This window comes from Herbidospora mongoliensis, assembly GCF_001570545.1.
In the GTDB taxonomy this organism is placed as follows: Bacteria; Actinomycetota; Actinomycetes; order Streptosporangiales; family Streptosporangiaceae; genus Herbidospora; species Herbidospora mongoliensis.
In genome coordinates this window covers 71,311-91,931 of sequence record NZ_BBXD01000023.1, presented here as the reverse complement: position 1 = coordinate 91,931, position 20,621 = coordinate 71,311, and the positions used below count along the sequence as shown (strand labels likewise).

Sequence of the window (20,621 nt, the reverse complement as noted above, 5' to 3'; positions counted from 1 at the left end):
ATCAATATTGCAGCGGAGTGACACTTTTGTAGATGCCTGACCGAAATACCGCGATCGGTCCTAATTGATGGGTTTTGGACCGAAATATGCCGATCTGACCTGCGCAAACACCCCTAGTCGAGAGGCCAGTGAGGCTGGTTGGATCACGGAGTGCCCCGTCACATCCCCCGCCGCATCACCGTGAACCCGACCGCCCTCCGCGCCGCCGGCGCCGGGTCCGCCCTGCTCGCGGGGCTGCTCTGGGTCTTCAATCTGGTCGACTTCACGGGCCTGCTGGCGCCGGACCTCCCCGAAAGCGCCTTGACCGTGGCGGCCTTCTTCGGCGGTTCCTACCTGTTGCGGCGGGGCTTCCTCGCGACGTGGGGCGTGCTCGCGCTGGCCGCGATGACCGGGCGCTTCCTTGGGACCGTTCCGCTGGGCGAGGGCCCCCTCACCACCGCATGGGCGACCGGGTTCACCGGCATCTACCTGGGCGTTCTCTGCTGGCCCGCCGCGATCCCCGGTTGGATCGTGACACGCGGGGCGCGGCGGGCGTGGGGGCGGCCGGTGCCGGAGTTCACGCTGATGGCGGCGTTCGCGGCCATCGGCGGGCTGCTCGCGCTCGGGCACGAGTGGTGGACGCACTCCCCCGTCGGCTACGCGTTCGGGGGCGGCTGGTGGTTCTTCGCGCCGACGCCCGACGCCGGGGTGGTCGGCGGGCTGATGGGGCTGGCGGTCTTCCTCGCCGTCGTCCACCTGGCGTCGGCCCGGCTGGTGCGGGAACCCGGGCGGTTCGTCGGGTGCTGGCTCGCGTGCGTCTGCGGCGGCCTCTTCCTGGGCATCGCCCAGAGCCTCACGGCCCTCTTCGCGTACGGCCCCGCCGACGCCGTCACCACCGACCTGTGGCCGGTCTACTCCCTGGTCATCAGGCTGGCCGTGGGCGCCTCCTACGGCGCGGTGATCGGCCTGTTCGCCGCCACGGCCACGATCCTGCTGCCCAGCGGGAAGAGGCGAGACGCGAACGGCCGGAGGCCGGCCGTGGCTCGCGCCGCGAGTCTGCTTCGAAGGAGCACGGCGCCGACCCTGGCGCCGACCCTGGCGCTGGCCCTGGCGCTGGCCCTGGCGCTGGGCCTGTCGCCCGAGGCCGCCGCCCTGTCCGGCCCGGTGATCACCGACGCCGGGGGCCGCCAGGTGCTCTTACGCGGAGTTGGAGTGAACCAGCTCGTCGACTACTGGAGCGGTGACGCCACCAAGGAGACGGTGCGCCCCCTGACAGACGACGACTTCCGCCAGATGGCCGCGATGGGCTTCTCGGTGGTCCGCCTGGCCGTCTCGTGGTCGCTGCTCGAACCCACGCCGGGGGCGCTGGACACCGGCTACGTCGCCCGCATCCGCGCGGCCGTCGACCAGGCTGAAGACAACGACATGGTCACCGTCATCGACCTGCACCAAGACGCCTGGGGACGGGGCGTCGTCGCCCCGATGGGCTCCACCTGCCCGGCCGGCAGCACCCCGCTGACCGGCGGGAACGGCGCCCCCGGCTGGGCCACCCCGTTCGACGGCAGCAGCCGCTGCGCGTTCCTGGCGAAGGAACTGGCCCCGGTGGTCACCCGGGCCTTCACCGACTTCTACGCCGACCGCGACGGCATACAGTCGCGGCTGGTGGCGACGTGGGGACGGCTGGCCCGCGAGTTCGCCACCTCGACCGCCGTCGCCGGGTTCGACCTGCTGAACAGCCCCGGCCTCGGCGAGACCCCGCCGCTGACCTCCTCGGCCGCCCTCGGCCGCTTCTACGCCCGCGCCGTCGCCGCCATCAGGGCCGCCGAACGCGCGGCGGACGGCCACCCGCACCTGATCTTCTTCGAGCCGGGCCCGCTGTGGTCGCCCTGGCCCGGCTTCGCCGCCGATCCCCGCCTGGTGCTGGCCGTCAAGCCCGACGACCTGCCGATCGACCCCGAACGGGCGGTCGGGCTGGCGGCGCGGATGGCCGGACGCTACGGCACCCCGTTGTGGACCAACGCGTGGGGCGGGGGGCGGCTGAAGGCGTACGCGAGAGCGGAGGACAGCGCCATCATCGGCGGCGCCTTCTGGGTGTGGAAGCAGTCCTGCGGCGATCCACAGCTCTTCGGGACCGATCCGGCGACCGCCGGCAACCTGATGGCCGTCGACTGCGTGACCGGCGCGGAGATCGCGCCGTCACCCTCCGTGCTCAACGTGGTGAGCAGGGCCTACCCGAGGACAGTGCCGGGCCGTCTCACCTCGGTGTCGTCGGATCCGGAGCGTCGCCATCTGCGGCTGACCGGAACCGGGGGAACCGGACGGTGCGATCTCGACGTGTGGGCGCCGGGCGCGACCCGCCCGGCGGTGACGGCGTCAGGGATGTCCAGCGTGGCGTTCCGCGAGGTGCCCGGCGGCTGGCGGATCTCCGGCTGCCCGGCGGGCGACTTCGCGCTGGAACTGCGGTAGACGCCGTTCCGGCGCGGTCAGACGGGGCTTTCCGGCTGCGCGTCTCAGGCGGTCGCGGTGACCAGCCAGGCGAGGCCCAGCAGGATGACGACCGGGATCAGCCAGACGACGACCTCGATCGCGAACTCCTTGTACATGAGCCTTCCTTTCCTTGAGGTCCGCAGTTTTCGTTCCGCAGCATATTGGGTGACCCGAAATCCGCCGAAGCTGGCGTTCCATGTCACGGTGGCAGAGCTCTCCGTGACTGTAAAGCCGGGCAGAATCGGGCGCATGCGCTACATCATCATCGGGGCCGGCGGCATCGGGGGCACCATCGGCGCCCGCCTCTTCCAGTCCGGCCACGACGTCATATTGACTGCCCGAGGGTCTCATCTGACCGCGCTCCGCTCAACCGGACTACGTTTCATCACGCCGAACGGGTCTGGAACACTTCCGATCACGGCCGTTGGCGACCCCTCCGACCTGGAGTTGCGCGAGGGCGACGTGCTGATCGTCGCCACCAAGACCCAGGACACCGCATCCGCCCTCCAGACGTGGGCACCCCACGCCGACGGCCTGCCGGTGGTGTGCGCGCAGAACGCCGTCGAGAACGAACGCATCGCCCTGCGGCTGTTCTCCGATGTCTACGGAATGCTGGTCTGGATGCCCGCCCTGCATCTGGAGCCCGGCACCATCGTCGCCTACGGCGCCCCCAAGTCCGGCATGCTCCCGCTCGGGCGTTATCCACAGGGTGTGGACAAACTGGCCGAGACGATCGCCGCCGACCTCGACCGCAGCGGCTTCGCCTCGTGGGCCGACCCCGCGATCATGCGCTGGAAGTACGGCAAGCTCCTCGGCAACCTCGGCAACGCCGTCGAGGCCCTGGCCGGACCCGACCCGGCCGGGCAGGACCTGGCCCGGCGCGCCCGCGACGAGGGCGTCGCCGTGCTGGCCGCCGCCGGCATCGACGTGACCACTCCCCATGAGGAGCGGGAGCGGCGCGGAGACTTGGTCGAGCACGGCGAGATCGAAGGCGTGCCCCGGCCGGGCGGCTCGTCGTGGCAGAGCCTGGCGAAGGGCAGCGGCACGATCGAGGCCGACTACCTCAACGGCGAGGTCGTCCTGCTCGGCCGTCTCCACGGGGTCGCGACGCCGGTGAACGCGATGTTGCAGCGGGAGGCGAACCAGGCGGCGCGGGAGCGGCGGGCGCCCGGCTCGGTCGGCGTCGCCGCACTTACTGAACTGGTTCAGTCGTGAAACGTACATAGGTCGCCGCAGGTCAGAGCATCGTCCGGAATGAGTTTCTAGGAGTCCAGGAGAACCGGTTCTTACGATCCGGCCGTGAAGACGTCGAAGATGACCGCCTTCGTGGCGGCTCTGGTGCTGCTCGCCGCGTTCTTCGTGACGCGGCCCGCCGAGGCGGCCACAGTGCGGATCATGGCACTGGGCGACTCGATCACCGGTTCCCCCGGCTGCTGGCGCGCCCTGTTGTGGCAGCGCCTGCAGCAAACCGGTTACACGTCCGTCGACATGGTCGGCACCCTCCCGCCGCAGGGCTGCGGCTTCAGCTACGACGGCGAGAACGAGGGCCACGGCGGCCTCCTCGTGACCAACGTCGCCTCCCAGAACCAGCTCGTCGGCTGGCTCAACTCGACCAGCCCCGACATCGTGATGATGCACTTCGGCACCAACGACGTCTGGAGCAACCGCTCGACCCAGCAGATCCTGGACGCCTACTCGACCCTGGTCACCCAGATGCGGGCCAAGAACCCCGCCATGAAGATCCTGGTCGCCAAGATCATCCCGATGAACCCGTCGAGCTGCGGCGAGTGCGCCGGACGGACGGTCGCCCTCAACAACGCGATCCCCGCGTGGGCCTCCGCCCGCACGACGGCCCAGTCCCCGATCACGGTCGTCGACCAGTGGACGGGCTTCAGCACCGCGAGCGACACCTCCGACGGCGTCCACCCGAACGCGACGGGCGACCAGAAGATCTCCAACGCCTGGTACCCGGCCCTCACCGCCGCCATCAACGGCACCACCCCCTCCCCGACCCCCACGCCGACGCCCTCCCCCACCCCGTCCCGTTCGCCGAGCCCGACGCCTACCCCGACCCCGACACCAACACCGACTCCGACGCCCCAGCCCGGTGGATGCACGGCGACCTACACGCCCGGCACCCAGTGGGGCGGCGGCTTCCAGGCCGAGGTCACCGTCAGGGCCGGGAACACGGCGATCAGCGCGTGGACGGTCCGCTGGACCTTCGCGAACGGCCAGCAGATCAGCCAGCTCTGGAACGGCTCCCACACCCAGTCGGGCGGCCAGGTGACCGTCCGCAACGCGGGCTACAACGGCAGCCTCGGCGCCAACGCCGCCACCACATTCGGCTTCCTGGCCTCCTGGAACGCCACCAACACCGCTCCCGTCCCCACCTGCACCGTCGGGTGACCCTTGACGGAGGCCGCGACCCTCACGGGAACCCGGCCTCCGGCTGACCCGACCTTCCCGGGGAACCCGCCGATCACGGACCCCACCGTCGCGGCGCCGCCTGACAACGGCCCGCGAACCCTGGAGCCGTGGCCATCCCAGGCCACGGCTCCAGGGCTTTCACCCAGTCACTCCTCGATCGGCGCGCCCGTTCGGATGTGCGTCGCGAAGAACCCCAGAACTGTGTCAGCGAGGTCGGCGGGCTTCTTCTCCGGGGCGAAGTGGTCGAGTGCCGGAAAGGTCGCCGTCTCGGCGCGGGGGATCGTCTCGGCCAGCCGGCCGAGGGCGGCGAACCGGCCCCTGCCGCGCATGATCAGGGTGGGCGCGTCGATGTCGCGGTAGTCGGCCAGGTGGCGGTCCAGACGCGCCACCTCGGCGTGTTCGCCGATCGTCTGGGGCATGAGGGCGAGCTTCCACCTCATCTCGGCGCGCGGGATCGCGAACCGCAGGACGAGCTTCAGGTACCACCGGGGGACCCGTCCCGTCCGCTCGGGGTTGATCCCGCGGATGAAGGTGAGGAACGCCGCCAGGTCCGCCCCCTCGGCGACCTCGCGGCGGGCGCGCTCGATCCAGTCGGAGGGGATCGAGCCGTCGACCGACACCCCGGGCTCGTAGACGGCCACCGCGTCATAGGCCGGGTTGCCGCACGCGGCCCGCAGGGCCACCAGCCCGCCGAAGCTGTGCCCGAAGATCAGCCGTGCCCCGGTCTTCGCGCGGACCGCCTCGACGTCCTCGCACTCCCGCGCGATGCCGTAGTGGTGGCCCTGCGGCCCGCTGCCACCCCGGCCGCGGCGCTGCACGATGTGCACGGTGTGCCGGCCCGCCAGGAGCCCGGCGAACGCGGCGAAGTCGCCCGCCACGGCGAGCGCGCCGGGGACGACGATGACGTGGGGCCCGTGCCCCACGGTGAGGTATTCGATCGGCGTGCCATCAGCCGAGATCACTGGGTCAGTCATGCTTACAACGTACGCAGAACCGTCTTTCCAAAGCATCGAAGGTAGTACAGTGCGGCCAGCGCACTAGTGCACCTGGAGACCGATGACCGACCGGCCGCTCTACCTCCGCATCGCCGACGACATCGCCGACGACATCCGGAGCGGTCGCCTGGCGGCAGGCGGGGTGGCCCCGTCGACCAGGCAGATCGTCCGCGACCGGGGGGTCGCGATGGCCACCGCCACCAAGGTCATCGGCGCCCTGCGCGCGCGGGGCCTGGTCGAGACGGTCCCCGGCAGCGGCACCGTGGTGCGGCGGCAGGACCCGCGCGCCGCACCGCCCCGCGACCGCGCGCGCCGCCCAGGGCTGGCGCAGCGCGAGATCGTCGAGGCCGCGATCGAGATCGCCGACGCCGAAGGGCTGCCCCTGGTCACGATGCGGCGGGTCGCCGTGGCGCTGGGGGTGTCCACGATGGCCCTCTACCGGCACGTCCCGAACCGGGGCGACCTGACGCTGCGGATGGCCGACCACGTCTTCGCGGGCACCCGCCTGCCCGAGATCCCGCAGGGAGAGTGGCGACGCCGTCTGGAGGCGGCCGCCCGTCTCTTCTGGACGACCTTCTCCCGCCACCCCTGGGCCGCCGAGATCTTCTCGCTGAGCCGCCCGCAGCTCATGCCCAACGTGCTGCCGCTCGCCGAATGGTCTCTCGGCACGCTGCACGCGATGGGCTTCGCCGCCCACGACATGCTGTGCACGCACATCAACCTGTTCGGCCACGTCCGCGGCATGGCCCTGGTCCGGCTGGCGGAGGCCAGGGCCGAGGAGGACACCGGGATGTCGGCCGACGACTGGATGCGCGTGCGGGGCGGTGACCTGCGCCGCTGGGCGACGTCCGCCGACCATCCGGGCCTCGGCCACGTCGTCAGGGAACAGTTCGACTTCGACCTCGACACCGTCTTCGAATACGGCCTCCAGCGCCTCCTCGACGGCATCGCCGCCCACCACCGCGCACTGGGCGCAGAAACGCCCCCTCAGTGACGCCTTTCCTGAGTGAGGAGCAGCACGCCCATCACGATCGTCCAGATGGGGAGGGGATAGCCCGCCAGGCGTTCCATCGTGCCGAGGCCCAGGCCGAGGAAGGTGTTGGTGAGGTAGAGAAGGGTCGAGACGGTCCCCACCGCGCCGATGACCAGGGAGAAGACCGCTCGGGCCCGCTGGCGCGGCACCCGTCGCGTCGCCAGGCCGGTCATGATCATTCCGGCGTTGCCGCCGACGATCACAGCGAGGCTGCCGAGACTGTGGACCAGCAGGCTCTCGTTCTCCGGCGCCAGCCCGGTGAGGATCCAGCCCAACCCCGCGATCCCCAGCAGGACGCGCGCCGCGCGTCCACCCGGCCACCGGGTCAGGAACAACCCGAGCAGGAGCAGCACCCCGCACGCGACGAATGACGCGTTCATGAGGTCGTGCCGCGGCGAGCAGACGAAGACCGGCTGCCCGTCGGTGTAGTAGGTGAAGGGCCCGCACACGGTGTTGCCGAGGTCGCTGACGAACTGCAGGGAGGGGTGGTACGGCGCCGCGGACGCGACCTGCGCCACGACCTGCGCGACGAAGAACTGCAGCGTCAGGATCCAGGCGGTCGCGCCGATGACCGTCCGTGTGTCCCATGTTTGTGGCACGGCTGTTGGTGGCATGGCGAAGCGCCCCCTTGAGGGGTGTGGGGTGAGAAGGGACTAGAGGCCGCGTTCCAGCAGGTCGAACGCCTCGTCGATGAGCGCGTCGACGGATCTGGCGCCATCGGTCGCCCAGGAGGCGCGCACCGCCCACTGGATCGTCGAGATCGTCATCGTGACCAGCACGCTGGGATAGACGTCGCGCATCGCGTCGGCGCCCATCCGCTCTCCGACGGCCAGCGACAGGGTCATGAAGATCCGCTCCTCATCTCCCGGCCGCGCGCGGGACAGCAGCTCGGGATGCCGCCGCCACAGCTCGATCTCCTCCCGCGCGGGAACGTAGGACTCGGCGATCTCTTTCGCCAGGGCCCGCATGGAGCGGACCGCCGGCTCATCACGGGGACGCGCCGCGAGCAGCGCGCCGAGCTCCTCCGCCGTCCACGACGGCTCCATGACGAGCGCGTCCTCTTTGGCGGAGAAGTAGTTGAAGAACGTGCGCGGCGAGATGTCGGCCGCCTCGCTGATCGCCTCGACGGTCAGCGCGTCGAGCCCCCTGTCGAGGGCCAGCCGCACCGCGGCGAGCTTGATGGCCTGCCGCCTGGCCGCCTTCTGACGCTTCCGACGATCCTCAGCCGACATCACACATTGCACATTACGCACATTTTGCAGTCCATGCAATCGATGCGCGACATGCAACCCACTAAGGCTGGAAGCGGTAGCCCATGCCCGGTTCGGTCACCAGGTGGACCGGGTGGGCCGGGTCGCTCTCCAGTTTCCGGCGGAGCTGGGCGAAGTACTGCCGCAGGTAGTGGGTCTCCTTGAGATAGGCGGGGCCCCACACCTCGGTCAGCAGCTGGCGCTGGCTGATGAGCTTGCCGGGGTTGCGGACCAGGATCTCCAGGAGGTGCCATTCGGTGGGCGTCAGCCGTACACCACCGGAGATGGTCTTGTCGGACAGGTCGATCACGTGGTCGCCGATCTTCACCGCCGCCGGGTCGGCGCCCGTCGTGGCGGTGCGGCGGGTCACCGCGCGGATGCGGGCCAGCAGTTCGTCGATGCCGAAGGGCTTGGTGATGTAGTCGTCGGCGCCGGCGTCGAGGGCGCCGACCTTGTCGGTGCTGCCCGCCCGGCCCGACAGCACGATGATCGGCACCTTGGTCCACCCGCGCAGCCCGTGGATGACCTCCACGCCGTCGAGATCGGGCAGGCCGAGGTCGAGGACGACCAGGTCAGGGTGCCAGTCGGCGGCCAGCCGCAGCGCCGCGGCGCCGTCGGCGGCCACGGCGACGTCGTATTCGCGGGCCGCCAGGTTGATCCGCAGCGCGCGCAACAGCTGAGGCTCGTCGTCGACGACGAGGATCCGCGTCATGAATGCGAGGCTACGCCGCTCTTGGGCAGTGATATCCCGCTAGGGTGCTGATCGCGTATCTGAGGAGGATTTCATGAGCGAATATGCTCCCACCTTCGCCCTCGTCGACGCCGACGGGGACGGCCTCATCTCGTCCGAAGAGCTGACCCGGCTGGCCGACCTGCTCGGGCAGCCCCTCGGTGAGGCGGGCGCCGCCGCGGTGATCGCCAAGGTCGACGGCGACGGCGACGGCCTCATCAACCTGTCGGAGTTCGGCGCCTGGCTGGAGTCGTCCCGCTAGGCGATCAGTGAACGCGGCCGGGGCGCCCGCGCCCCGGCTCATTCACGCTTTTCTTCCGTTACGGCTCCGCCCACCACGGCCCCGACCGCCGTCCCCGGTCCTCGCCGCATCCGGCGCCGACCACCCGCTCCCGGTCGCGCGACGCCACGAGCGAACCTATTCGCCTTCGACGACCTTCCCCGTGAGGGGATCGATCATGATCGCTGACTCCGGGTCGACCGCGCAGCCGCCACCGGTGCACTCCTGGTCTTCTTCGACATAACCCTCGGGGAACGGCGACGTCTCGTCGCCCATCTCGCCCGCGTCACCGATGGGGCAGCCGCCTTCGCAGACCAGATCGACCGCCGGGGCCTCGACGGGGGTGGCGCCTTCCAGGCCCGGAGTCGTGTCGGACACGCCGGAGATGCCGGGCACGCCGGTCGCCACGGGAGCCGCCGAGGCCGTCAGGACCGCCGCCGCGAGCAGGGCCATCACGATCTTGCCGAAGGCCGACGCCTTTCCGGAGAGCGCACCCTTTTCGACCGCGATCTCCTCCGCCGCCCCGAATTCACCCATGCCGGGCAGTAGATCACGTCTCGCCGCTGGTTCGCAGGCCGCGCACGCTATCCCTCTGGTGGAGGCCGAACCGGGGGTCGATGGCCGCCTCGCCGGTCAACACCGAGGTCAGGTAGGTCGCCAGGGCCGGGGCGTGCTTCGCGCCGTGGCCGCTGTCGCCGCCCAGCACCCAGACGCCGTCCTCGATCTCGGTGATGACCCATTCGCCGTCGGGGGTGAGGGCGTACTGACAGACCTGGGTGAGGCCCAGCGGGACCCCGGCCAGCGAGGGGAAGCGGCGGGCCAGGTAGTCGCGGGCGCGCTGTTCGCTGGCAGGCAGGATGTCGCCGCGCGCGGAGTCGGGGTCGAACCCGGGCTCGCCCTCGACGTCACTGGTGATCTTCATGCCGTGGCCGCCGACGTCGCCGTGGCCGTAGGCGGAGGCGCTGTAGTCGCAGAACGCGGGGACACCGGTCCAGCCGGCGGCGAAATGGGTGGTGTCCTGGCGGGTCACCGTGATCGGCAGGCCGGGGAACAGCTCCGGCAGCCAGGCGCCGCAGGCCCAGACGACCTGGTCGGCGGTCATCGCCTCGCCGTCGATCACCACCTGACGCCCGGCGGGCCCGGCCGCGCCCCTGATCAGGGTCACCCCGGCGTCCTGGGCCAGGCCGGTGATCACCTCGGTGGCCCGGCGCGCCCGGACCACGCCGGCCTCCGGCTCGTGGAGGACCGTGGCCAGGTCGTCGTGGCGCAGCTCCGGGTAGAACCTGGCAGCCTCGGCGGGGTCGAGCAACGTACAAGGAATGTCCAGATTTTTCAGGACCTCGGCGCTGCGGGCCTCCCAGCCGTCCGCCTCCCGGCCGAACCACATGACGCCCTGGGGGAGGAAGATCTGCTCGCCCGCGCGCTCGTTGAGGGCCAGCCAGTCGCGGGTCGCCTGCCAGGCCATCCGCGCGTAGAACTCCGAGGTTCCGTGGGCCGACCGCACCAGGCGGGTCGCCCCGGCGCTGGCGCGGCGGGGGTCATCGCCGGCGAGACGTTCGACGAGGGTCACCTGACGGCCCGATTCGGCCAGCCGGAGGGCCAGCGACGCGCCCCAGATCCCGGCGCCCACCACAATCACTTTCTGCACCGTCCCATAATCGACCCCATGGCTGTTGAGTCGGCACAGACCCTTGAGCGCGGTTTAAGGCTGCTCCGTCTCCTCGCGGAGACCCCCAACGGACTCACGCCGACCGAACTGGCCGCCGCTCTCGGAGTGAGCAGGCCCGTGGTCTACCGGCTGGTCGCGTCTTTGCAGAACGAGGGGTTCGCGCGGCGGGACGCGGCAGGCCGGGTGCTGCTCGGGTTCGGGGTGGTGAAGCTGGCCCAGGCGGTGCAGCCGCTGCTGATGGCGGCGGCGGTGCCGGCATTGCGGCGGCTGGCGGAGGCGTCGGGGGCGACCGCCCATCTGACCGTGGCCGAGGGGGGCGAGGGGCTGGCCATGGCGGTGGTCGAGCCGTCGTGGACGAATCTCCACGTCGCCTACCGGGCAGGATCCCGTCATCCGCTGTCGAAGGGCGCCGCCGGGCTGGCGATCCTGTCGCTGCGCGAGGGGAAGCCGCGTATCCAGGCCACCGAGGGGCAGCTCCAGGAGGGAGCCCGCGGGGTGGCCGCGCCGATCACGGGGCTGGAGTGGCTGGAGGCGTCGGTCGGGATCATCTCGTTCGGCGACCTCGACGTCAGGGTCGCGGGGCCGCTCGTGTCGGAGGCCGCCAAGGAGCTCGGGGAGGCGCTTGACGTATAGTGGACGCCAACGTCCGGTATGCGTACAGGAGGCGACGATGCCGCACTATCGCAGCGTGGGAGAGGTCCCCCGTAAACGCCACGTCCAGTTCCGCCGTCCGGACGGCGGGCTCTACGCCGAAGAGCTGATGGGCGAGGAGGGCTTCTCCTCGGACGCCTCCCTGCTCTACCACCGCTACGCGCCCACGGCCATCACCAAGGCCGAGGCCGTGGATGCTTTTAAAAGCGCGCTGGAACCCAACCTGCCGCTGTCACCCCGCCACTTCCGCACGCAGGATCTCGCCCCCGACGGCGACCTCGTCTCGGGGCGGCGGCTGCTGGCCGGCAACGGCGACGTGCGGATCGGCTACGCCGCCTCCGACCGGGCGAGCGAGCTCTACCGCGACTCGATGGGCGACGAGTGCGTCTACATCAAGTCGGGGCGGGCCAGGTTCGAGTCGATGTACGGCGCGATGGAGGTCGGCGAGGGCGACTACGTGGTGATCCCGACGGGGACCATCCACCGGTGGGTGCCGTCCGGGCCCGTGGAGGCGCTCACGATCGAGGCCTCCGGGCACATCCGGCCGCCCAAGCGCTACCTGTCCCAGTTCGGCCAGTTCCTCGAGCACGCCCCCTACTCCGAGCGCGACCTCCGGGGGCCGTCGGAGCCGTTGATCGTCGAAGGGGAGGACGTGCCGGTCCTGGTCAGGACGCGGGGCGGGCTGACCCGGCTGACGTACCGGAACCACCCGTTCGACGTGGTGGGCTGGGACGGCTGCCTCTACCCCTACGTGTTCAACATCAGCGACTTCGAGCCCATCGTGAAGAGGACCCACGCGCCGCCGCCCGTGCACCAGACGTTCGAGGGGCCGGGCTTCGTGATCTGCTCGTTCTGCCCCCGGCCGCTCGACTTCCATCCGGACGCGGTGCCGATCCCGTACAACCACCACAACGTCGACTCCGACGAGTTCATGTTCTACGTCGGCGGCGACTACTCGGCGCGGGCCGGTTCGGGCATCGACGTCGGGTCGGTGTCGCTGCACCCGGCCGGGTTCACCCACGGGCCGCAGCCGGGCGCGGTCGAGGCGGTCATCGCGTCCGGGGCGACGCAGACGACCGAACTGGCCGTGATGATCGACACGTTCCGGCCGCTCGACCTCGGGCCGGGCGCGCTGGCCTGCGAAGACGGTGACTACGCCTGGACCTGGGCCCGATGAACCCGCTGTTCGCGGACCTCGTCGACGACGCCGGGCTGTTCCCGCCGACCTCGCTGCCGATGGCCGACGCGCTGGCCCGGCACGAGGCCGACCGCGTGGCCGGAAGCAGGGTGCTCACCCATCGGTTCCTCTGCCTGGCCAGCCGCCTGCACGAGATCACCGCGCCCCGGCCGGAGAGGATCGGGGTGATCGTGGACGATCCCCAGGTCGACCCGGGAGACGTGGATCTCATCGAGGTGCGGCTCGGCAAGCCCGTTCCTCTTTCGGATGCGCGCCTGTTCGTCGAGGTCACCGCCGACGAGCTCGACGGGATCGACGCCGTCGCGCATCCGCATCCCGAGAACGGCCGCGCCGGGTTCAAGATCAGGTGTGGCGGGCTGACCCGGGAGGCGTTCCCCTCGCCCGAGGAGGTGGCCAGGTTCATCACCTTCTGCACGCGGAACGGCATCCCGTTCAAGGCGACCGCCGGGCTGCACCACGCCGTCCGGCACTACGACGCCACGCTCGGCGTCTGGCGTCACGGGTTCCTCAACCTGCTGCTGGCCACCCACGCCGCACTGCACGAGGGTGACCCGCTGCCGATTCTGGCCACCTCTGACGCGGATCGGCTGGTGCGTCTGGCGGTAGCCGTAACAGAGGAAGAGGCAGTGAGCACGAGGGCGACCATGATCTCGTATGGCTCCTGCAGCACCGGCCAGCCCATCGCTGACCTGCGAGAACTCGGCCTGATCGGAGAAGACGCGTGAGTTTCGGGCTCGACAACCTGCCGTATGGCGTGTTCTCCGTCGACGGCGGGAACCCCCGGATCGGAGTGCGGCTGGAAGACCAGGTCCTGGATCTGGCGCCCCTGCTGCACGACGACGTGTTCCTGGAACCGACGCTCAACCCGTTCATGGCCCGGGGCCGCGCCGTCTGGCGGGCGACCAGGGCCCGCGTGCAGGATCTGCTCGCCGACGACCGCTGCGCCGAGCACCTGATCCCGCTCGACCGGGTGCGGCTGCACCTGCCGATCGACGTGGCCGACTACGTCGACTTCTACGCCTCTCTCGAACACGCCTCCAACCTGGGCCGCATGTTCCGCCCGGACGAGGAGCCGCTGAAGCCCAACTGGCGGCACCTCCCGGTCGGCTACCACGGCCGGGCCGGCACGGTCGTCGTCTCCGGTACGCAGGTCCGCCGCCCCTGCGGCCAGCGCCCGTCGTTCGGCCCGTCGCTGAAGCTCGACATCGAGGCCGAGGTGGGCTACGTCGTCGGCACCGGCGGCACGGGCTCCTTCGAGGAACACGTCTTCGGGGTCGTGCTGGTCAACGACTGGAGCGCCCGCGACATCCAGGCCTGGGAGTACGTCCCCCTCGGCCCCTTCCTCGGCAAGTCGTTCGCCACGTCGATCTCCGCCTGGGTGACCCCGCTCGACGCCCTCGACCACGCCCGCGTGCCGGGCCGCGCCCAGGACCCGGAACCGCTCGACTACCTGCGCCGGAAGGCCGAATGGGGCCTGGATCTCCGCCTTCACGTGTCGTTGAACGGCGAGACGCTCAGCAACCCGAACTACCGGGACATGTACTGGACCCCCGACCAGATGCTCGCCCACATCACCGTCAACGGCGCCCCGCTGCGCACCGGCGACCTCTACGCCAGCGGCACCGTCTCCGGCGTGGACGACCCCGGATCGCTCATCGAACTCACTTGGAACGGCGCCCAGCCGCTCAAGAGCGGCCAGTCGTTCCTCGAAGACGGCGACACGGTCACCATCACGGCCACGACCCCGTCAGGACTGTCCCTCGGGGAGGTAACCGGGCGTATCCTGCCCGCTACCCTTCGGTAACGTCGGCGCGGTGCCGCGCTTCCTCTGCCTGCTCACGGCCCTGTTCATGACACTGATCACCCTTGTCGGTTGCTCCCCGGTGACCGCCCTCACCCCCATCGGCGTCGCGATCTCCCCCGCCCTGGGCGAGAAGCGGGCGGTCCCCGACCGAGGCCTGACGATCAAGAGCTTCGGCGGCGTGTTGAAGTCAGTCACCGTGACAGCCGCCGGTCTCCCCGTCCCCGGCAGGTTCAACCAGGCTCGCAGCGAATGGCGCTCGTCGTGGACGCTGCGCCCCGGCGCCGACCACGTCGTCACGGCCGTCACCACCGACCGCCGCATCAGCGGCCGCTTCCGCACCCTGACGAGCACACCGCCGACCCCGCCCAAGATCGACCCGCTCCCCGACGAGACGGTGGGCGTCGGCATGCCGATCGTGGTCACCTTCCCCCTCGCGGTTCCCGACAGAGCCGCCGTCGAACGTGCTCTGGAGGTCGTCCCCGACCGCCCGGTCGAAGGCGGGTGGCACTGGTTCTCCGACACCCAGGCCGTCTGGCGCCCGCGCTACTACTGGCAGCCCGGCACGAAAGTGCGCTTCACCGCCCACCTGGCGGGCCTGCGCTTCGCCCCCGGCGTGTACGGCATCGCCGACTCCTCGGCCACCTTCGTCATCGGCCGGAACATGAGCAGCCTCATCGACACGCGAACCCACCGCATGACCGTAGTAAAGGACGGCCTCCCGGCCCAGGACATGGCGATCAGCGCCGGCACGGCCACGACCAGGGAATACACCACGACCAGCGGCGTCCACCTGACGATGGAGAAGAAGGAGAAGGTCCGCATGGTCTCCCCCCGCCGCAAGCCCGGCGACCCGGAATACTACGACCTGATGATCGACCACGCCGTCCGCATCTCCAACAGCGGCGAATACGTCCACGCCAAGGACAACCTGTGGGCGCAGGGCCGGCTGAACGTCAGCCACGGCTGCGTGAACGCCCGTCCGGACCAGGCGAAGTGGTTCTTCGACAACTCGCTGAGGGGCGACCCGGTGGTGATCGTCGGCACGGACAGACCACTCGAACCAGCCAATGGCTGGGGATTCTGGCAACTCCCCTGGAACCAGTGGAAGGCGGGCAGCGCGCTGGCTCCCTGACGGGTAGGTTGGACTGTAGGAACCCCCTATCGATAGGGCGGTGCACATGGACTCGTGGATCGTATGGTTGATCCTCGCGGTGGCCCTTGGCGTGGCCGAATTGTTCACGCTCACCGCCGCGATGGGGATCATCTCGGTCGCGGCCCTGCTGACCGCGGGCTCCGCCGCCCTCGGGTTCTCCCCGGGCCTGCAACTTCTGATCTTCGTCCTCAGCTCCGGCGGCGGCCTGCTCGGCCTGCGCCCCCTGGCCCTGCGGCACCTCAAGCAACCGCCCGCCGCCAAGTTCGGCGTCTCAGCCCTGGTGGGCAAGCCCGCGTACGTGACCCACGAGGTCACCGGCCGCGGCGGCCGCGTCAAGATCGGCGGCGAGGAGTGGTCGGCCCGCGCCTATGACGAGACCCTCGTCATCCCCGTGGGCGCCACCGTCGACGTGTTCGAGATCGAGGGCGCCACAGCCCTCGTCTATCCACGGGAGTGACCATATGGAAGTCGCCCTGCTCGTCATCCTGATCATCGTGGCGATGTTCGCGGTCGTCACCGTGTTCCGGACGCTGAGGATCGTCCCCCAGGCGCGTGCCGCCAACGTCGAGCGCCTGGGCCGCTACAGCCGCACCCTGGATCCCGGCCTGAACTTCGTGATCCCGTACATCGACCGGGTGCGCCCCCTGATGGACCTGCGCGAACAGGTCGTCAGCTTCAAGCCTCAGCCCGTCATCACCGAAGACAACCTGGTCGTCGACATCGACACCGTCCTGTACTTCCAGGTGACCGACCCGCGCGCGGCGGCATACGAGATCGCCAACTTCATCCAGGGCGTCGAGCAGCTGACCGTGACGACGTTGCGTAACGTCGTCGGCGGCATGGACCTGGAGAAGACCCTGACCAGCCGGGACACCATCAACAGCCAGTTGCGGGGCGTCCTCGACGAGGCGACCGGCAAGTGGGGCATCCGGGTCAACCGGGTGGAGATCAAGGCCATCGACCCTCCCAAGAGCATCAAGGAGGCGATGGAGAAGCAGATGCGCGCCGAACGTGACAAGCGAGCGGCCATCCTGACCGCTGAAGGCTTCCGGCAGTCGCAGATCCTGACGGCCGAGGGCGAGAAGCAGTCGGCGATCCTGCGGGCCGAGGGTGAGCGCACCAGCCAGATCCTCAAGGCCGAGGGCCAGTCCCAGGCGATCGACGAGGTCTTCCAGGCCGTGCACCGGAACGACCCCGACCCGAAGCTGCTGGCCTACCAGTACCTGCAGATGCTGCCGCAGCTCGCGGCGGGCCCGGGGAACACGTTCTGGGTCATCCCGTCAGAGGTGACTTCGGCCCTTCAAGGTGTCTCGAAGGCGTTCACCGAGGCGCTCCCGCAGTCGGCGGCGACCCGGGAGCAGCCCACCCGCGAGCGGCCGGCCGGGGCGGACGCGGTGCGCGAGGCCGAGGCGGCGGCAGCCCAGGCCAAGGCGGAGGCGGAAGCCGACTCCCTGCCCCGCTCGATCGAGAAGGGCCAGGCGATCCCGGATCCGCTGACCGACCTGACGAAGTCGAAGGACCGGGCCTAGCTGTCGTCAGGACCCGGCGAGCTGCTAATTCTGGCGAAGTTGACAGCTAATTAACTGTTAATCGGACCAGAATTAGCAGCTGATCAGTCGCGCGCCATCTTCGCCTGGTCCAGGAATGTGGCGTATCGGGTCTGTTCGTGGGTGATCGGGGCGATGACCATGCGGTCGGCGGTGTCTGAGATGTTCTGCCGTAGGACCTTGGCCGACTTGCGGGCCTTCCTGCGGCTGCCGATCCAGGCCAGGCCTCTCGTCAGCAGGGCCACCGCCACACCGACGATCGCCGCTCCGACCAGCAACGTCGTCGGCCACGGGACGTCCCCGGCCGTCGGGGTGTAGAGGTGGGGTAGTTGCAGGAAGCCCACCACGTACAGAACGACGAGCCAGGCCAGACCCGCCAGCAGTGTCACGAACAGCAGCCACTGGAGGGTGTTCACCGTTCGCCACCACAGCGGGCGGCGTTCCATGCCCAGGTCGCTGCCGGCCACCGCGCCGTCGAGGGCGTCGGCCAGGCGGTCGTGGTGTTCTCTGGCCGAGCGGCGGATGGAGGCGGCCCAGGGTTCCGGGATGCCATCGGCCGCTTCCTGGCCGACGGCGCGGACGGCGGCGTCCATCTGGGAGACCTGGATCGCGTGTGCCTGCGGCAGTGAGGTGCGGCCCGCCGTGGGGCGGTGCAGGTGCAGGCGGCGGAGCGGGTCTGGGCGGAAGCGGCGCAGCCAGCGGGTCACCGGCCAGCCCATCGCGGCGACCGCGCGGTGCCGGTGGGCCTTGGCGACGGCCCTGACGACCAAGGGGACTCCGGCCGCTTCGGACAGGGCCTCGTCGAGGGCCTCATGGTCGGGGGTGCGCAGCTCGGAAACCGGTAGGCCGCCGGAGGCGGCGATCAGGTGATCCGCCGCGCCGGCGGTGTCGGCCTCCAGCCTCGACGACCACGCCTGTCGCCGGTCGACCAGTTCGGCCAGGAGGTTCTTCAGTTCCGGTACGCCCTGGCCCGTCACCGTCGACACGGGCAGGATCGGCACGTCTCGCAGGCCGTCGGCGGCCAGGAGGCGGCGCAGGTCGTCCATGCATCTGCGGACCGCGTTCTCCGGCAGGCGGTCGACCTGGTTCAGAACGACCATGGTCACGTCGGCGTGCCGGGCCAGCGGTTGCAGGTAGCGCTCGTGGATGGCGGCGTCGGCGTACTTCTGGGGGTCCATGACCCACACGAGCTGGTCGACGACGGCGACCAGGCGGTCGACTTCCAGCCGGTGGGAGAGCTCGATGCTGTCGTGGTCGGGCAGGTCGAGCAGGATCAGCCCGGCCAGTTCGTCGGAGTGGACGACATGTCTGGTGGGGACGTCGAGCCAGTCGAGCAGCGGGCCCGAGCCCTCGGGGGACCACAGGGCGCCCTGGGCTTTCGAGGTGGTCGGGCGGGTGACCCCGACGGTGGCGACCTTCGTCCCGGCCAGGGCGTTGAACAGGGAGGACTTGCCGCTGCCGGTCGCGCCGGCCAGGGCGACGACCGTGTGGTCGACCGACAGGCCCGCTCTGGCCCCGGCTCGGGCGACCACCGCGTGGGCGCGTTCGACCGGTTCCCCGGCCACGCGGCCCTCGGCCAGGTCGGCGGCGGCTCCCAGGGCTTTGAGGCGGTCGTCCAGGGAGACGCGGGAACGGCGGCGCAGGAGCTTCACGCGGCACCGCCGGGGATGTCGCGTTTGCGCTGTTCGACGGCGTCGGCGGCGGCTCGCAGGGCGTGGGTGTCGGTGGTCTCCATGCCTTCCAGGAGGACGGAGAAGCGCCCTGCCTCCTCGTCGAACAGGTTTCTGACCCGTTGGCGCAGGTTGGCGCGGGCGGCGTCGGTGAGGCGGCGGACCGCCTGGTCGCCGAAGACCGCCTCCAGGAGCTTCTGGCTGAGGACGGTCGTGCCACCCGCGACGCCGATCTCGATGCCGGTCAGGCCGCCCGTGGAGGCGAAGACGGTCAGCATGATCAGCAGGCCCAGGCCGTTCACGCCGAAGGAGGCCGCCCTGGCCATGCTGCGTTTGTCGGCGCCCTCGTTGCGGACGAGCTCCAGTACATAACCCTGCCAGTCGCGGACCGCCGCGGCGGCCTTCGGTGGCAGGTTCGGGGAGACTCGGCCGAGTTTTCCCGCGGTTTCGATTCCGGTACGTTCGAGCAGGTCACGACCCTGTGGAGTGGAGAGCCACGCGTCCACGGCGCGTTCCGCCGAGCCGTCGGCGGTGGTCCTGATCAGCGATTCGACGCCGCTCTCCAGGGCCACCCTCAGCTTCTTGTCAGGGGCCGGACGGCCGGTGAAGGCGGCCACGATCTGGTCGCGCAGCCAGCCGACGCGGGTCTCCAGGGAGCGCATGAGGTCGCCGGTGCCGACGAAGTCCTGCCAGCGGGCCAGCACCTCGCCGCGCAGCAGCGTGCCGTCGCGCATGGCCTCGTCGAAATCGGCCATGCCGACCTCGTAACTCTTCTCGACCAGACCGCGTAGTTCGTTCGCGCCCAGCAGTTGCCGGTCGGCCGCCTCGGCCAGGGCCGGGACCCGGACGGACAGGCTGTCGAGGGCGCCGCTCAAGGTCCGGCGGACCACGTCGGCGCGGGCCTCGTGGTCGGCGGACAGGCCGTCGAGCCACTTCTTGATCGGGCGGACCGCGATCTCGGGGAGGCGGGCGCGTTCGCTGGGGAGCGGGAGTTCCGGGATCTCGAACAGCGGGGTGTCGGCCAGGCCGTTCTCCTTGAGCAGGCGGCGCAGGTCGGCGGCGACCGGGATGCGGGCCTCCTCGGGGACTCGCTGGAGGATCACCGCCATGGCGGTGCTGCGTTCGCTGGCGATGCGCAGGAAGCCCCAGGGGACCTCGTCGGCGTACCGGCTGGCGGTCGTCACGAACAGCCAGAGGTCGGCGGCGGCGAGGAGCTGGGCGGCGAGTTCGCGGTTGGCGGTGACCACCGAGTCGATGTCGGGGGCGTCCAGCAGGGCCAGGCCGGGCTGGATCAGCGGCGAGGTGACGATCTTGAGGGTGCCGGGCTGGCCGTCGCCGGTCGAGCGGGGCATGCCCGGAAATATGTGCGCGGAGGTGAACCAGGCCGCGTCTTCCGTGCTGGCCACGAGGGTCGGGGCCAGGGTCGTCGGACGCAGCACGCCCGGGGCGGTGACGTCGTCCTGGACGAGCGAGTTGACCAGGGTGGATTTGCCCGCGCCGGTCGAACCGCCGACGACGGCCAGGAGAGGCGCGTCGATGGCGGCCAGGCGAGGGAGCAGGTAATCGTCGAGTTGGCCGGTGAGTTCTTTCTGGGCGTGGCGGTCGGCGTCGACATTCCCGATGGCGAGCGGGAACAGGTCGCGGCCGAGTTGCGCACGCAGGCTTTGGAGAGCCGTCGCCAACCCGTCTTCGGACATACCGTCCGACTTCCCTCAAAAGGGCGTGCGCAACGTGGCGCACGCCCCAAC

20 protein-coding genes are annotated in these 20,621 nt (G+C 70.4%); 12 read left to right on the top strand and 8 right to left on the bottom strand.

Going from position 1 to position 20,621, the window contains the following annotated elements; all coding sequences use genetic code 11:
* Positions 1-150 precede the first annotated feature (150 nt).
* The 3 genes from AW272_RS33800 to AW272_RS33790 all read left to right on the top strand — a co-directional run bounded on the left by AW272_RS33800 (position 151) and on the right by AW272_RS33790 (position 4,872).
* Positions 151-2,445, top strand: a complete 2,295-nt coding sequence (locus AW272_RS33800) for a cellulase family glycosylhydrolase (protein WP_066373771.1) — start codon at positions 151-153, stop codon at positions 2,443-2,445.
* 270 nt (positions 2,446-2,715) lie between these two features.
* The gene (locus AW272_RS33795; protein WP_066373770.1) at positions 2,716-3,681 is read left to right on the top strand and encodes a ketopantoate reductase family protein; all 966 of its coding nucleotides are present in this window, start codon (positions 2,716-2,718) and stop codon (positions 3,679-3,681) included.
* An 84-nt stretch (positions 3,682-3,765) separates the two neighbouring features.
* Complete coding sequence (locus AW272_RS33790; protein ID WP_245657867.1) at positions 3,766-4,872, top strand: cellulose binding domain-containing protein; 1,107 nt, start codon at positions 3,766-3,768, stop codon at positions 4,870-4,872.
* Between the two features lie 167 nt (positions 4,873-5,039).
* On the opposite strand, the gene AW272_RS33785 is transcribed toward AW272_RS33790, so the two are convergent.
* On the bottom strand, positions 5,040-5,867 hold the full coding sequence (locus tag AW272_RS33785; RefSeq protein WP_066373768.1) for an alpha/beta fold hydrolase: 828 nt from the start codon (positions 5,865-5,867) through the stop codon (positions 5,040-5,042).
* Between the two features lie 82 nt (positions 5,868-5,949).
* Here AW272_RS33785 and AW272_RS33780 point away from each other — a divergent pair, with 82 nt between their 5' ends.
* Positions 5,950-6,882, top strand: coding sequence for a TetR/AcrR family transcriptional regulator C-terminal domain-containing protein (locus tag AW272_RS33780; RefSeq protein ID WP_066373766.1), 933 nt, complete (start codon positions 5,950-5,952; stop codon positions 6,880-6,882).
* Here the strand turns inward: AW272_RS33780 and AW272_RS33775 are convergent.
* From AW272_RS33775 to AW272_RS33765, 3 genes are all read right to left on the bottom strand, one after another.
* A complete protein-coding gene (locus AW272_RS33775; protein WP_083958992.1) occupies positions 6,876-7,535 on the bottom strand; it encodes a DUF998 domain-containing protein in 660 nt (219 codons plus the stop codon). The genes AW272_RS33780 and AW272_RS33775 overlap by 7 nt on opposite strands.
* 39 nt (positions 7,536-7,574) lie before the next feature.
* Complete coding sequence (locus AW272_RS33770) at positions 7,575-8,153, bottom strand: TetR/AcrR family transcriptional regulator (RefSeq protein ID WP_083958991.1); 579 nt, start codon at positions 8,151-8,153, stop codon at positions 7,575-7,577.
* 61 nt (positions 8,154-8,214) lie between these two features.
* A complete protein-coding gene (locus tag AW272_RS33765; RefSeq protein ID WP_066373761.1) occupies positions 8,215-8,883 on the bottom strand; it encodes a response regulator in 669 nt (222 codons plus the stop codon).
* 73 nt (positions 8,884-8,956) lie between these two features.
* Here AW272_RS33765 and AW272_RS33760 point away from each other — a divergent pair, with 73 nt between their 5' ends.
* Positions 8,957-9,163, top strand: a complete 207-nt coding sequence (locus AW272_RS33760) for an EF-hand domain-containing protein (RefSeq protein ID WP_066373759.1) — start codon at positions 8,957-8,959, stop codon at positions 9,161-9,163.
* A gap of 156 nt (positions 9,164-9,319) precedes the next feature.
* Here the strand turns inward: AW272_RS33760 and AW272_RS33755 are convergent, their stop codons facing one another.
* The gene (locus AW272_RS33755) at positions 9,320-9,718 is read right to left on the bottom strand and encodes a hypothetical protein (protein WP_066373757.1); all 399 of its coding nucleotides are present in this window, start codon (positions 9,716-9,718) and stop codon (positions 9,320-9,322) included.
* 13 nt (positions 9,719-9,731) lie between these two features.
* Positions 9,732-10,829 carry an NAD(P)/FAD-dependent oxidoreductase gene (locus AW272_RS33750; protein WP_169807678.1) on the bottom strand — a complete coding sequence of 366 codons (1,098 nt, stop codon included), beginning with the start codon at positions 10,827-10,829 and terminating at the stop codon, positions 9,732-9,734.
* 18 nt (positions 10,830-10,847) lie between these two features.
* On the opposite strand from AW272_RS33750, the gene AW272_RS33745 reads away from it, so the two are divergent.
* From AW272_RS33745 to AW272_RS33715, 7 genes are read left to right on the top strand one after another with little or no spacing between them, the layout of a single operon-like run.
* Positions 10,848-11,483: a helix-turn-helix domain-containing protein gene (locus AW272_RS33745; protein ID WP_066373755.1), complete on the top strand. Its 636-nt coding sequence runs from the start codon at positions 10,848-10,850 to the stop codon at positions 11,481-11,483.
* Between the two features lie 37 nt (positions 11,484-11,520).
* Entirely contained in the window at positions 11,521-12,678 is a 1,158-nt protein-coding gene (locus AW272_RS33740) for a homogentisate 1,2-dioxygenase (RefSeq protein ID WP_066373754.1), read from the top strand.
* Entirely contained in the window at positions 12,675-13,424 is a 750-nt protein-coding gene (locus AW272_RS33735) for a hypothetical protein (RefSeq protein ID WP_066373752.1), read from the top strand. Before AW272_RS33740 ends, AW272_RS33735 begins: the two co-directional genes overlap by 4 nt.
* Complete coding sequence (locus tag AW272_RS33730) at positions 13,421-14,503, top strand: fumarylacetoacetate hydrolase family protein (protein WP_066373751.1); 1,083 nt, start codon at positions 13,421-13,423, stop codon at positions 14,501-14,503. The genes AW272_RS33735 and AW272_RS33730 overlap by 4 nt, the downstream gene beginning before the upstream one ends.
* Positions 14,504-14,513: 10 nt before the next feature.
* A complete protein-coding gene (locus AW272_RS33725) occupies positions 14,514-15,635 on the top strand; it encodes a L,D-transpeptidase (protein WP_066373749.1) in 1,122 nt (373 codons plus the stop codon).
* Between the two features lie 46 nt (positions 15,636-15,681).
* Positions 15,682-16,113 (top strand): NfeD family protein, encoded by a 432-nt coding sequence (locus AW272_RS33720; RefSeq protein WP_066373747.1) that lies wholly within the window; start codon positions 15,682-15,684, stop codon positions 16,111-16,113.
* Positions 16,114-16,117: 4 nt separating this feature from the next.
* The gene (locus AW272_RS33715; RefSeq protein WP_066373745.1) at positions 16,118-17,185 is read left to right on the top strand and encodes an SPFH domain-containing protein; all 1,068 of its coding nucleotides are present in this window, start codon (positions 16,118-16,120) and stop codon (positions 17,183-17,185) included.
* An 83-nt stretch (positions 17,186-17,268) separates the two neighbouring features.
* Here AW272_RS33715 and AW272_RS33710 read toward each other — a convergent pair whose 3' ends face one another.
* Positions 17,269-18,855, bottom strand: coding sequence for a GTPase (locus AW272_RS33710; protein WP_066373744.1), 1,587 nt, complete (start codon positions 18,853-18,855; stop codon positions 17,269-17,271).
* The gene (locus tag AW272_RS33705; RefSeq protein WP_066373742.1) at positions 18,852-20,570 is read right to left on the bottom strand and encodes a P-loop NTPase family protein; all 1,719 of its coding nucleotides are present in this window, start codon (positions 20,568-20,570) and stop codon (positions 18,852-18,854) included. The genes AW272_RS33710 and AW272_RS33705 overlap by 4 nt, the downstream gene beginning before the upstream one ends.
* Between the last annotated feature and the right edge of the window lie 51 nt (positions 20,571-20,621).